This window comes from Paraburkholderia sp., assembly GCF_049581445.1.
Taxonomy (GTDB): domain Bacteria; phylum Pseudomonadota; class Gammaproteobacteria; order Burkholderiales; family Burkholderiaceae; genus Paraburkholderia.
Genome location: NZ_JBAURZ010000099.1, coordinates 68,452 through 82,204 on the forward strand (window position 1 = coordinate 68,452; position 13,753 = coordinate 82,204).

8 protein-coding genes are annotated in these 13,753 nt (G+C 59.7%); 7 read left to right on the forward strand and 1 reads right to left on the reverse strand.

Annotated elements, in window-relative coordinates:
- Positions 1–16: 16 nt before the first annotated feature.
- From tssF to WCA85_RS09170, 7 genes are all read left to right on the forward strand, one after another.
- Positions 17–1,909 (forward strand): type VI secretion system baseplate subunit TssF, encoded by a 1,893-nt coding sequence (tssF, locus tag WCA85_RS09140; RefSeq protein ID WP_424063054.1) that lies wholly within the window; start codon positions 17–19, stop codon positions 1,907–1,909.
- Positions 1,909–3,012, forward strand: a complete 1,104-nt coding sequence (gene tssG / locus WCA85_RS09145; RefSeq protein ID WP_424063055.1) for a type VI secretion system baseplate subunit TssG — start codon at positions 1,909–1,911, stop codon at positions 3,010–3,012. The genes tssF and tssG overlap by 1 nt, the downstream gene beginning before the upstream one ends.
- A complete protein-coding gene (locus tag WCA85_RS09150; protein WP_424063057.1) occupies positions 3,009–4,073 on the forward strand; it encodes an ImpA family type VI secretion system protein in 1,065 nt (354 codons plus the stop codon). Before tssG ends, WCA85_RS09150 begins: the two co-directional genes overlap by 4 nt.
- 153 nt (positions 4,074–4,226) lie before the next feature.
- The gene (locus tag WCA85_RS09155) at positions 4,227–6,371 is read left to right on the forward strand and encodes a type VI secretion system Vgr family protein (RefSeq protein WP_424063108.1); all 2,145 of its coding nucleotides are present in this window, start codon (positions 4,227–4,229) and stop codon (positions 6,369–6,371) included.
- A 129-nt stretch (positions 6,372–6,500) separates the two neighbouring features.
- Positions 6,501–7,838, forward strand: coding sequence for a DUF2169 family type VI secretion system accessory protein (locus WCA85_RS09160; RefSeq protein ID WP_424063058.1), 1,338 nt, complete (start codon positions 6,501–6,503; stop codon positions 7,836–7,838).
- 33 nt (positions 7,839–7,871) lie between these two features.
- Complete coding sequence (locus tag WCA85_RS09165; RefSeq protein ID WP_424063060.1) at positions 7,872–8,228, forward strand: DUF4150 domain-containing protein; 357 nt, start codon at positions 7,872–7,874, stop codon at positions 8,226–8,228.
- Between the two features lie 159 nt (positions 8,229–8,387).
- Positions 8,388–12,584, forward strand: coding sequence for an RHS repeat-associated core domain-containing protein (locus WCA85_RS09170; RefSeq protein WP_424063062.1), 4,197 nt, complete (start codon positions 8,388–8,390; stop codon positions 12,582–12,584).
- A gap of 2 nt (positions 12,585–12,586) precedes the next feature.
- Here WCA85_RS09170 and ychF read toward each other — a convergent pair whose 3' ends face one another.
- Entirely contained in the window at positions 12,587–13,684 is a 1,098-nt protein-coding gene (gene ychF / locus WCA85_RS09175) for a redox-regulated ATPase YchF (RefSeq protein ID WP_424063063.1), read from the reverse strand.
- Positions 13,685–13,753: the final 69 nt, after the last annotated feature.

The following is a 13,753-nucleotide window of genomic DNA, read 5'->3' on the forward strand; positions in this document are numbered from 1 at the left end:
CCTGGCCGATGCCTGTATGGACCCGCGATTACTTGAGTACTACAACGAGGAGTTGATCTATCTGCGCGAGAGCGCGGGCGAGTTCGCGCAGGCACATCCAAAGATCGCACGGCGTTTGGGCCTTCAGGCAGGTGAGATGGTCGACCCGTATGTCGAGCGTCTGATCGAGTCGTTCTGCTTCATGGCTGCGCGTATGAGGATCAAGCTCGATGCCGAGTTCCCCCGCTTCACGCAGCGTCTACTGGAGGTAACCTATCCGAACTACATCGCACCCACGCCCTCGATGGCCGTAGTGCAGATGTTTCCGGCCCACACGAAAGGCAACCTCAACCAGGGCTTTCATGTCGCGCGTGGCCTCGCCCTTAAGACCCGCACGCCCAGTGGCGAGCAGACTCCATGTACGTTTCGCACCAGTCAGGACGTTGTGCTCTATCCGCTGGAGATTATTGACGCGCGGCTCACGGGCATTCCGCCCGATATTCCCGGTCTCGAACGCTATGTCCCGGCACATGCGCGAGTGCGCGGCGCGTTGCGACTGCGTATCCGGACCACGAACAAGTCAAGAATAGCTGCGCTCGAGAATCTCGATCGCCTGCCGGTCTATCTGGCGGGCGACGAGCAGGTGGCATCGAACCTGTTTGAACTCGTGCATGCGGCGGCCATTGCTTCGATCATCGGCGAGCCCGGCGAGTTTAGTGCGCCGAATCGGCCATTTGCGGCGGTAAGTTCGAAAGCCGTCGTTCATGAAGGCCTTGGTACCGATCAGGGCTTGCTGCCACTCGTGTGGTCCAGGTTTCACGGGCACAACCTGTTGCATGAGTATTTCGCCAGCCCAAGCCGCTTCTACTTTTTCGCGCTCACGGGTTTGAAGGAAGGGCTACAAAGAACCACGGGAGAAGAAGCGGAGATCGTGGTGCTGCTCGATCGCTCGCCGGATCGGCTCTCAAGTCTGGTCGACGCGTCACGCTTCGCGCTCTTTTGCACGCCGGTCGTCAATCTGTTCGAGCAGAAGCTCGATCGCGTTGAGTTGTCGGAAGCGACCACCGAGTTCCACCTGGTGCCCAGGCGCCAGCAACCGCTCGACTACGAAGTATTCTCGGTTCAGGCGCTGCACGCCCAGGTCGGAAAGAATTCGAAGACGCTCGACTTTCGTCCGCTCTATCAGACGCTCAACAACGACGAAGGCAATCACGGTCGATACTTCTCAATACGTCGTGAGCGGCGCCTCCTTTCCGAGTCGGCGCGCCGCTATGGCACGCGCACGCCGTATATCGGCACGGAGACGTTCGTCTCGCTCGTCGATCAGCAGGAGGCGCCCTATCGCGAGGGCATGCGCTATCTGTCTGCCGTTGCATGGGTGACCAATCGCGATCTGCCTCTGCTCGTGCCGCGCAATGGTTCGGACGACTTCACAAAACCAGAGGATGACTCGCCTATCACGAGCATTGGTCTGATCCGGCCACCGAGCGCGCCACGGCCTCCTTATGCGGAAGGTGAAATGGCATGGCGTTTGATCCGGCAACTGAATTTCAACTACCTGCCGTTCGAAGAACTCGATCACCGGCCGGGAGGGCAGGGCCTGCGCGACATGCTGCGGCTCTTTCTGAGCGGAGACGACACCGAGCACGAACGTCAGGTGGAAAGTCTCGTCGGCGTCAAGACGAATCCTGTGACGCGCAAACTTCCTGGGAGCGGCCCGCTCGTGTTTGGGCGCGGCATTGAATGTCTGCTGACGGTCGACGAGACCGGTTTCTCGGGCACGAGCCCCTATCTGTTCGGGCTGGTCCTCGAACACTATCTGACGCGGCACGTGTCGATGAATTCGTTCACGCAGACGGAACTGCATTCGATGCAGCGCGGCCGCATCATGCGCTGGCCCGTGCGCATGGGCACGCGCGGAGTGGCGTGATGGAGCGCATGTCCTACTCTGCGTTGCTGCGCGAGTCGGCGCTGTCGCCGGAGATGATCGAGCGCCTGGAGGCTGAGCCTTGGCGTTATGGCTTCCTTTCGTTGATGCGGCGCATTGGTGCTGACTCGCGGATAGATCCGGTCGGCACCGCAGCGCGCCCGCGTGCGGAGCCGTTTCGCCTTGGACAGCAGCCAAGCCTCGCGTTTGCGCCGCGTGAAATTGCGAGCGTGGGCAAGCTCGATGGGCGCCTGCATATGCGTCTGTTCGGCCTCGGCGCGCTCGGGCCGAACGGGCCGTTGCCCACTCACGTGACGGAGATCGCGCGCGAGCGCGAAGAGAACCGGCGCGATCCGACGCTGAGCCGCTTCCTCGACATCTTTCATCACCGGTATCTTGCGCTCCTGTATCGGGCGTGGGCATCGGCGCAGGCAACGGCGGGGCTCGATCGAGCCGATGACGAGAAGTTTTCGTTGTATGTCGCCAGTCTTACCGGGCAAGACTGCAACGAGATCGGCAAGCGCGCGTTGCCAGCGCATGCACAGTTGGCTGCGTCAGCCAATCTCGTGCGCGAGACGCGCGACCCCGATGGTCTGCGCATGACGCTCGCACATTATTTTGGCGTGCCGGTGCGCATCGATGAGTACGTGTTTCATTGGATCAAGGTGGCCCGCGAGGAACAGACGCATCTCGGCGAACCCTGCGAGGCTTCGATCATGGGCGATGGCGCGATGCTCGGCGAACTGGTTCCGGATCGGCAGTATCGTTTCAGGGTAGTCATTGGACCTGTCAATCTCGTCGAGTACCAGCGCTTCACGCCGCTTGGTACCGCGTTGCCGGAACTCGTCGATTGGGTGCGCAGTTTCGTGGGACTGGAGTTTCATTGGGAGCTTGAATTGCGCATCGAGGCGGAAAGTGTGCCGCCCGCCACCATTGGCGGCGAGCAGCAGTTGGGATGGACAGGATGGCTGGGCAGGTCGCCCGATGGCGAACCGATGACCGGCATGCAGTTCGATCCCGAGCAATATCTCGGGCGAGGCTTGGGAGCCAGGCAGGCGGCGCCGTGGCTAACACAGCATCGGGCGGGTGATCAGGGAGCGGCATGAGCAAGAAACGCGATGCGAGGATGGAGCACAGTCCATCACACGATTGGATGGCGCCGGTCGACCCGGCCTCGCCCTGTGGCGCGGACCTCGAATACGATCCCGAATTCGTGGTGATCTTCGCGCAAGTGGCCGCGAAAATGGATGCGCAGTACGGCGACTTCGTGGGCACACCCGAGCCAGTCAACTGGAGCGAAATCGATCGCGATTGCCGGCGGCTCATGATGCGTAGCAAGGATATTCGGCTAGCCATTTTGTTCACACGCTGCCGCACGCGTTTGGGTGCGGCGTCGGGGCTTGCCGAAGGGTTGGGCTTGCTCGCATCGTGGTTGACTGTCTTTGCGGACACTATTCATCCGCAACCCGGTGTGGATGACGATAACGTTGCGGCCCTCGAAATCCGCATGAACGCGCTGCAGGCGTTGACCGAAACGGAGGGGCTGCTGTCGGACGTACGCGAAATCGCGCTTGCGCGTTCGTCCGCGACGCGCTTGCAGGTGCGAGACGTTGAGCGCGCGTTCGCCCATCCGCAGCCAGGCGATGCGCTGTCGGTGGAGTCTGTGACGCGGCAACTTGAAGACCTGCGCGTACAACAGCCCGACTTGATCGCGGGTTTTGCCGCGGCGCTTGAAAGCCTTTCGTCTATCGAGGCGTGGAATCAGGAGCAGCTTGGCGAATTCGCGGCGGATCTTTCCGCGCTGACGCGCACCCTGCAACGCGTGGCAAGTCAAAGTCGGATTGGCACGCACGCGTTATCCATACTCGAAAGCGAAAACGTCGCACCGGAGTCTGAGAGTGTCCCGGGCGCGCCCCCACTCGATGCTGTCGCACCCGAGTTTGCGCCACGCGATTCACAAGGCGGTCTTGCCGGACGATCTTTATCGGGGCGCGACGTCGCGCTGCAATCGATTCGTGAAGCACGACACTGGTTCGAGACACATGAACCTAGCAGTCCGATTCCGATTCTCCTGCTTCGTGCCGAGCAGTTCGTCGGTAAGCGCTATGCGGAAGTGGTGAAAGCGATTCCGGCTGAATTGCTAATGGAATGGGGGAGATGCGAGTGACGCCCAAGCATAACCAACCGGAACCGTTGTCGCGACTTTGCGAAGCTTCCCAGCATGCGTACCGGCGAAACAGAAGCCCGACGTCGTCTGCTGATCAACATCAATCTTCCGAGGCTTACCACCGTGCTGAATTCCTTGGCCCGTACTGTGACCATGCGTGGCGCTGCGCTGCCGACCATGCCCACGGACCAGCCGGCGTTGCTCTTGCGATCGATTCAGGGCGAAGAGATCCTGTCGCAGATCTATACCTACACGATTGATTGTTGCACGCCGCTTGCGTCGGTCATGTCAGAGCAAGCCGCGGCGAACCTCGATCTGAAGTCGATGGTCGGGAAAGAATTGACCGTCAGCATCGAACTGGAGGGGATGGGCAGTCATGTCCTGGGCCGCGCAGGAGCGTCCGGCGTCGGCAACATCGGCGCGGGTACGCGCGAGATCAGTGGGATCGTCACGAAAGCGCACTACGTTAGCCAATCCAGCCAGCAGAGCCACTATCAGTTGGTGCTCAGGCCGTGGATCTGGCTCGCTGACCAGCGCTCGGACTTCAGGATCTTCCAGGGCAAGACAGTCGTGGAGATCATCGAGGAGGTGTTCGAGAGCTACATGTACTCGTATTTGACGCGCCTGAGCGAGCAGTATCCCGTGCTGGACTATCAGGTTCAGTATGGTGAGACGGATTTTTATTTCGTTCAGCGCCTGATGGCCGAGCATGGAATTTACTGGTTCTTCGAGCACAGCGATGGTTTTCACCGCCTGATTCTGGTCGACCAGCTTGGTGCCCACAAGCCGGTCGATAGCGCCGCCTATCAGACGTTGAGGTATTTTCCGCCCGGACACAAGATTGACCGGGAATATATCGATCACTTCAACGTGGATAAGAGTCTTCAATCCAGCCGCTGGACCACGAACGATTTCGACTTCAAGAAGCCGAACGCGGCGCTGATCGCCCACAACGAACTTCCGCAGGAGACTGCGCACAATGATCTCGAGCGCTATGAGTGGCCCGGTGACTATACCGATCCGTCACACGGCAAGCAGTTCGCACGCTTGCGCATGGAAGAGGTCCGTGCACACGGAGAACGCGCGAGAGGGACAGGCAACGTGCGCGATGTCGTATGCGGCACGACCTTCCGGCTGGCAGGTTATCCACATGAGGCGGCCAATCAGGAATACCTCGTGATTTCGTCATCGTTGGTCGCGTCCGAGGCGGATCAGACCAGTGGGTCAGGCAAGTACATCTTCACATCCTCGTTCGTGGTGCAGCCGGCGACGACGGTGTTCCGGCCATCGCGCGGCCTCTATCCGAAGCCGCGCACGAGTGGTCCGCAAACGGCCATCGTGACAGGGCCTCCGGGCCACGAGATCTGGACCGATCAGTACGGCCGCGTGAAGCTGAGTTTTCACTGGGATCGTTCAAGGGTGAGAGATCAGACCTCGTCGTGCTGGATTCGGGTCTCGTACCCGTGGACTGGGGCGAACTATGGATCGATCAATATTCCGCGCATCGGCACGGAGGTGATCGTCGACTTCGAGAATGGAGATCCGGATCTGCCCATCGTGACCGGCAGGGTCTACAACGCAGCATCTATGCCCCCGTGGCCATTGCCCGCCAGCGCTACGCAAAGCGGTACGCTGACGCGCTCGACCAGGGGGGGCGGATATGACAACGCCAATGCGATTCGCTTCGAAGATCAGAGGGGTTCTGAAGAGCTCTGGTTGCACGCTGAGAAAGACCAACGCATCGAGGTCGAACACAACGAGAGTCACTGGGTCGGCAATGACCGGCAAAAGACGATCGATGGAAACGAGACCGTGGCGGTCCAGCAGAACAGGACGGAGGCGGTCGCGCTAAACGAGACCATTGCCGTCGGCATGAACAGAACCGAGACCGTCGGCATGAACGAGACAGTGCTCGTCGGACTCAACCGGATAATCACAACAGGCGTGAGTCAGGAGGTTCAGGTCGGTATGAATTCGGCCTTCACCGTTGGGGTGATGCGCACAGAAATGGTCGGCCAGAACTATCAAATGTCCGTCGGCTCGAATTGGACCAGCTCGGTCGGCAATTCGCTTACGCACAGTGCCCAGCAAACGTTGGCCATGAGTGGCGGGAAGATGGTCAGCGTCAGTTCGGGCGGAACGGCTAGCTACAGTGCGGGCGACAAGCTGACCTTGCAGTGCGGGCAGGCGTCAATTGTGCTCGAGAGCAATGGAAACATCACGATCAGCGGCACGAATATCGATGTCCAGGGCGCGCAGCATGTTGGGATCAACGGCGCGATTGTAGACATCAATTGAGCAAAAAACCTTCGGTGAGAGAAGGGTGCTTTCTATGTGCTAGTGGGAAAGCGGTCTTTTAGCGTCAAGTCGTTACGTAAGTGCATGAACAGACTGGCGACCTCGAAAGAATTTACAGAGCGATCCTGAATGCAGTTTTTGAATTTGACGCCGTTCGACACGATGTGTTTTAACGGGCTGGATCTTGAGGACGGGCAATTCCATGTCGTCGTGATGAAGGTTGGCTACGAGTTGTTACCGACGGATGTCCCGGGTAACTTCGTTGCTCAAACAGTGAAAGAGCCGGTCCCGCTTTGTCTGCGAGACGAATATCACGGGGCAGTTAACGAAAGCAGTGTTCGGGAGGAAAGCGATCTTGCGCACTACAAACCGCGTTGTGACGTGATTGTCCGGGGCAGTGCGCATGCGCCGCATGGTACGGCTGCGACACAATGGGGCGTACGGATTAAGGTCAGCTCGCCGCGATCCTCGTTGCAGACTATATCGCAGACCGCTGGGCTGTCCGCGAAGCTCGATCTGAAACCGGCCCTGGACGCGCGTTATGGGGAACGCTGGATGATTCCGCTCGCGTTATCGAAGCCATTGTTCGACTCGATCACTGCGCCTCAGGTGTTGCTCGACAAGACTCTGCAAATCGTCGGACCGCGTGAGTATCACCAGCGTCTTGCGGGTTGGAGTTTGAGCACGCCTCAAGCGACGGCCCGCGTCCCGCTGCGATGGGAATATGCATTTGGTGGAAGCAGCGTGGTGCGCAACCCTCGGCATGGTCAAGACCCTGAGGCTGCGGAGTTCCTGCTGAACGAAGTCTGCTTCAGCAATCCGCTCGGTTGCGGATGGGTTGAAAATCGCTATTCCGACATGCTTCGCAAGGCAGGACAGAAAGCGCTGGATCGACTGCCAGCGCCACAGATCGAATTCCCGGAGCGGCCAGTCCAGCGTCCGGTGATGATCCGGCATCCAGATCAGTTCGATGCCACGAACCCTGATGAGTTCATCCGGATCGCGCAAGGATACGATGAGCTTCCTGCGGGATTGGGCATTGTCGGGCGATCCTGGGTGCCACGACTGCAAATGGCGGGCACTTACGATGCGCGATGGCAACGCGAACGTTGGCCCTTGCTCCCGGACGACTTCGACTTCGGTTACTGGAACTGTGCTCCAAGGGATCAGCAAATCGAAGCACTCCCTCCAGACGCGTGCCTCGAATTATGGAATCTGGTGGATCCGGCCTTGGCGCCGGAGGGATATCTGCGCGTTGACTTGCCAGGTGATTGGCCACTGGTTTACCTACATCAGGACGACGGGCTGTGCCTGCCGCTACCGATGACGGCCGATACGCTACTGGTCGACACCGACGCGATGACACTGACGCTCACACATCGATTCCAGTTCATCCGGAAATCCTCCATTGAGCGAGTGGAAGCGCGTGTTCGCCGGCTGATCGACACATCGTCGGCATCTGTTTGAACAACGATCTTTGTCTTCTAAATACTAATAACGATGGCCACTGAACTCATCGCCCGCCAGGACGGCGCCTGGTTGATAGTCAGCCTTGTACCGGACGTTTGCCTGACGCCGCTGGGAGGCATCCCTGTTCCAGTGCCGTATCAGGTGGTTGCGTCCCTCGAGGCGGCCCAGCAGACCACGACCAATGTGAATGTCAATAGCAATCCAGCCGTAGTCTTCGATACCAGCTTCGTTCCGGCGACGCAGGGCGACGAGGCTGGCACGCTGGGCGGAATCAAGAGCGGAACGACAGCGCAAAAGACCCGGCCGCTCTTGCATAGCGGCACGGTGAAGTTTCAGGGTAACGCCATTGTCCGTGCCAACGATCTGTTCTGGATGAATGGGTCTTAGCGGCAGGCGCCGACAGCCCGTGAGGTGACGGTGAGTGAACCCGCCTTGCGCATCCAGGCAAGTTGTTGTGGAACAGGGCGGCTGCACGGGTGGCGTGGTCCGATAGGACATGCCCTTGGCAAAGTGGGATGGATGTGGATAACAAATTGAGGATCGGACGTGCCACGTAATAAATGGACTCCTAAACAGGTTCAGGACTGGACCAACCAAAGCTCGAACAACAACTCGAATGGAGGATCGGGAGGGAGCTCGGGCAATACCATTGGCAATCCGGCAGTGGGTGCGCGAATCGATAGTGGGCCTATTGGCACGTACGGGTTGCATAAGGGAGTTAATCTGAAAGCCACCGACCCGGACTGGAAAGAGCATTTCCACGAGATCATGGATATGTTCGGCAACATACCGGTCGTGGGTAGCCTGTTCAGTGCGATCAATGCAGGCGTGTACATCGCCGAGGGCAACGCCGCGGGCGCGGCAGGGGCGCTTGCCAATGTTGTACTCGATTTCATTCCGGGTGGTGGCGAGGCTGCGTCTTCCGTGAAGGTGGCTAGCGATATGGGGAAGCTGGCAGAAGAAAGTGGCGTCAAGTTGGGTGAGCAGGAGATCGAAAAAGGCGCGGAGCAGGTCGTCGAAAAGCAGGCCGAAAAGCAGGGCGAAAAGCAGACCGAAACAGAGACCGAAACAGAAACCGACAAGGAAAACGACAAGGAAAACGAAAAGCAGAACGGCGGCAACGCCATCCAGCAAAAAAGGCAGGCGTGCAAGAACAGCAAAGGCGTGGGCCACCCGGTCAATCCTGTCACCGGCGTCAAGTTCCTGAGCGGCGACGAAGATCTGGATTTCGCGCTTCCCGCCGGGTTTCCTCTGCACTGGCAGCGCAGCTATTTCTCGGATCTTGCGAGCAGCGGCTGGCTTGGGCAAGGCTGGTCGTTGCCGTTTTCGCTATGCCTCAAGCGGGTGGGCCACGCGGTCCTACTGGTCGATGCGCAGGGGTATGAAACCTGCCTGCCCACGCTTGGGCTGGGCGAATGCAAGACCATAGGCAATATCAGGTTCGATGTGTGCCGCGAAACACACGGGCGTTACTGCTTCACGTCAACCGATCGCAGCAAGCACTTCGTGTTCGCGTTGCTCACCGTGGGTGCAGATGATCGCACCGGCCAGCACGCCGGTATTCTCCCGCTTGTCGGCATCGGCGATCGTCATGGCAACCACATGCGTCTCCTGTATGACGATGCCGGCTTTCCCCGGCTCATCCATGACGCAGCCGGGCGCGTGCTGCAATTGCAGTACACCCGGTTTTCGTCAGCCGATGGAGGTACCGGGTTGCGACTGCAGCGAGTGATGCTGGGGACGCACGCGCTGGTTTCGTATGACTACTCAGCCGATGGCGACCTGATGCGCGTGCGTAATGCCGAAGGGCAGATCACACGCGAATACCGCTATAACAACCACATCCTGATCGAACACAGCCAGCCCGGTGCGCTGATCGCCCGCTACGAATACGACCAGTACACGTCAAGCGGCAAGGTACTGCGTCTTGAGAACAACGTCGGGCAGAGTTGGCAGTTCCGCTATCTGCCGGACAGAACGGAAGTCACCGATGCGCTGGGCCAGACTCAGAACTACCTGTTCAACGACCAGCAGATGGTGGTTGGCCAGGTCGATGCGACCGGCAACACCACGCGCATGGATCTCGACGGACGCGGCAATCAGGTCAGGGTCACCGACCCTGCCGGGCGCCTCCGCGTTGCCACCTACGACGCACACGGGAACATGACCTCGGTCACCGACGCAGCCGGCGGCCGGACCGACCTCCAGTACCACCCGCAATGGCAAAGACCTACATTGGTCACTGATGCGATGGGCGCCGCAACGCGCTTTGCATACGATGGCACAGGCAGCCTGATTCGCAGGACGGACGCGCTGGGGCACGCGACCGAGTACGCTTACGACGATGGCGGACGCGTCATCCGGATCACCGACGCACACGGCAAGCACCGGCATTTCGAATACGACGTCTGCGGACAACTCACGAGCCATATCGATTGTTCCGGACAGATGACCCGCTATAGCTGGGATGACTGGGGACATCTGGCGTCCGTGATCGACGCCGCAGGTGAGACTACGCGTTACTGGCGAAATCCCAAAGGACTCCTTCTGAGGATCCGGCGCCCCGACGGCAGCAGCGAGGATTTCACGTACGATATCCATGGGCGCCTGATTGCGCATACCGATGCACAGGGTGCCCTTACACGCTGGGTGCGGGCCGCCGACGGACTGCCGGTGACGCGCATCGATGCGCTGGGACACCGGCGGCACTATGCGTACGACGCCGCACGTCGCTTGCAGACGTTGACCAACGAAAACGGCGCACACTACCGCTTCACGTACGATGCGGCCGGCCACCTGGTCGAGCAGCAAGGTTTCGACGGGCGTGTGATCTGTTACCGCTACGATGCGTCCGGACTGTTGACGGAGCAGCGCGAACTGGGCACGCAGGACGACCACGCGAACCCTGACCGGGACCACTCCGATACGTTGCTTACCACCTATGGGTACGACGGCGCCGGACGCGTACGCGCAGCAACGATAACCCGCGCAGGCGACGGACATGTCGAGCACAGCACCTGGCAATACGATGCGGCAGGCCGGCTGATCGAGGCTTGCAATGACTGCTGCCGTCTCGAGCGCGGCTACGATGTGCTGGGCCAATTGACCAGTGAAACCAGCCATGTCGCGGGTCAGACTCTCGCACTGACCTACGAGCATGACGCGTTGGGCAATCACATCAGAACCACGCTACCGGATGGCAGGCACGTTGACTACCTCTATTACGGTCCTGGCCACCTGCACCAGATCAACATTGACGGCGAACTGATCAGCGATATCGAACGAGATGCGCTGCACCGGGAAGTGAGTCGCACGCAGGGACAGTTGGTCAGCCATTATCAATATGATCGCGGGGGGAGGCTCGCGGCACATCACACGGTTGACCGGTTCGCGGCCACGGTTCAGGCAGCGCCTGTAATCTCGCGCACCTACGCTTACGACCGGGTGGGTAACGTTCAGCGGGTGACAGATCTCGATTCGGGGGCGCGCCGGTATGAATATGATCCCCTAGGTCAATTGATCAAGGCGGATTGCGAAGCCTTCGCGTTTGATCCCGCGCATAACCTGCTGGATACGGGCGGTCCCCCTGCTGTCATCGACAATCGGGTCATGCAGTTCGGACAGCAGCGGTATATCTACGATGCACATGGCAATGTTGTCGAGAAAAGTATCGGTACGCGCACGCGCATCCATTTCGACTATTCTCTGGCTCACCGGATCGAGCGGGCGCGGATCATCCGCAGCGGCGCTGAAGAGCGGGTGGAATATGCATACGACGCGCTAGGTCGGCGAGTGTTCAAAAAGAGCGGGTCGCGCGTCACGCTGTTCCTATGGGAGTTTAACCGCCTGCTCAGTGAAATGCGCGACGACCGCACGTATGTCTACGCCTACGCCCACAACAGCTTCGTGCCGTTGGCGCAGATTGAATCCTGCGGCGGTCTCAGAGGACGGAGCGATCGCAGTATGGTCATCCGGTATTACCACACGGACCAGGTTGGTATGCCGCTCGAGTTGACCTGCGTTGACGGGCGCGTGCAGTGGCAGGCAAGGCCTATGGCTTGGGGAAATATCTCGCGGGCCGGGCTTGCCGACGGCAATCGCGAAGCGTGGCCAGGCCAATCCGACGCGCTGGCCGCGCACCAGCCTCTGCGTTTCCAAGGCCAGTATGTCGACGAAGAGACGGGCCTGCACTATAACCAGCACCGATATTACGACCCGGACACCGGGCGCTTCATCACGCAGGATCCTATCGGGCTAAGGGGAGGCAATAATTTGTATCGTTACGGGCCCAACCCCGGCCGATGGATCGACCCGCTGGGACTGCAGGGGGCGAATTTGAATCTGGCTGGCTTCATGGCCTCGGGGTGGGCATCGTCGCTCCAACATAGTGGCGACATCTTCTCTGTCGTCTCGCACGGCAACCCGACGGGTGTCACCGGTGAAACGGTCGGCGATTACATCTCCGCGTCAGAGATGGCTGACAAAATAAGGAGTACGCCGGGGTATCGTCAGAACCAGACGATCTGGATGATCGTCTGTTATGCGGGGAGCGAAAGGGACCTCGCAAACCCGCAGAACAGTTCGTATGCCCAAGAGTTATCCGATGAACTGGGCCAACCGGTGATCGCTCCAAACGGACCCGTTAGTCCCGTGATGAGTGGCAACATGGCATATACAACGTTGCCGTCCGGCACACAGTGGCTTAACTTTTCGCCGACACCCTATACGCTAACCCATCTATAAAGCTATTTCGGGCTGAACAGGAAGTTCATCACATCGCCGTCGTGCACGACGTATTCCTTGCCTTCCGCGCGCATCTTGCCTGCTTCCTTCGCGCCCTGTTCACCCTTGTACGTGATGTAGTCGCTAAAGGCGATGGTCTGTGCGCGAATGAAGCCGCGCTCGAAGTCGGTGTGGATCGCGCCGGCCGCCTGGGGGGCCGTGTCGCCGACGTGGATCGTCCACGCGCGCACTTCCTTCACGCCTGCGGTGAAGTAGGTTTGCAGGCCCAGCAACTTGAAACCCGCGCGAATCACGCGGGCCAGGCCCGGCTCTTCCATGCCCATGTCGGCGAGAAATACTTCCATGTCCGCTTCGTCGAGGTCGGCAATTTCCGCTTCGATCGCCGCGCAAACCGCGACGACCGGTGCATTTTCCGCCGCCGCGAACTTCGCAACCGCATCCAGATGCGGGTTGTTCTCGAAGCCGCCTTCCTTGACGTTGGCGACATACATGGTCGGCTTAGCGGTGATCAGGCAGAACGGCTTGAGCAGCGCCTTTTCTTCGTCTGACAGATCAAGCGCACGCACCGGCTTGGCCTGATCGAGTTGCGCCCGAACCCGCTCGAGCACCGCGGCATTCTTGGCCGCTTCCTTGTCGTTGCCCGACTTGGCGGCCTTTGAATAGCGCGACAACGACTTTTCGACGGTTGCGAGGTCAGCGAGTGCCAGTTCGGTGTTGATCACCTCGATATCCGACAGCGGATCGATCTTGTTGGCGACGTGAATCACGTTCTCGTCTTCGAAGCAGCGCACCACGTGCGTGATAGCGTCGGTTTCGCGGATGTTGGCGAGAAACTGGTTGCCGAGCCCTTCGCCTTTGCTCGCGCCGGCCACCAGGCCCGCGATATCCACGAATTCCACGACCGCCGGCAGGATGCGTTCCGGCTTGACGATCTCCGCCAGGGCCTTCAGACGCGCGTCCGGCACTTCGACGATGCCCACGTTCGGCTCGATCGTGCAGAACGGGTAGTTTTCGGCGGCGATGCCTGCCTTGGTCAGCGCATTGAACAGGGTGGACTTGCCGACGTTAGGCAAGCCGACGATGCCGCATTTGAGGCTCATGAGAATCCTTCAGTGAATCAATAGTTTACGGCAAGCTTGTGCGGGCTTGCCGGGCGTCGCGTATGAAGT

Coding starts and splice junctions, on each gene's coding strand:
- tssF (WP_424063054.1), top strand. CDS start 17: ATGGACCCGCGATTACTTGAGTACTACAACGAGGAGTTGATCTATCTG.
- tssG (WP_424063055.1), top strand. CDS start 1,909: ATGGAGCGCATGTCCTACTCTGCGTTGCTGCGCGAGTCGGCGCTGTCG.
- WCA85_RS09150 (WP_424063057.1), top strand. CDS start 3,009: ATGAGCAAGAAACGCGATGCGAGGATGGAGCACAGTCCATCACACGAT.
- WCA85_RS09155 (WP_424063108.1), top strand. CDS start 4,227: ATGCGTGGCGCTGCGCTGCCGACCATGCCCACGGACCAGCCGGCGTTG.
- WCA85_RS09160 (WP_424063058.1), top strand. CDS start 6,501: ATGCAGTTTTTGAATTTGACGCCGTTCGACACGATGTGTTTTAACGGG.
- WCA85_RS09165 (WP_424063060.1), top strand. CDS start 7,872: ATGGCCACTGAACTCATCGCCCGCCAGGACGGCGCCTGGTTGATAGTC.
- ychF (WP_424063063.1), bottom strand. CDS start 13,684: ATGAGCCTCAAATGCGGCATCGTCGGCTTGCCTAACGTCGGCAAGTCC.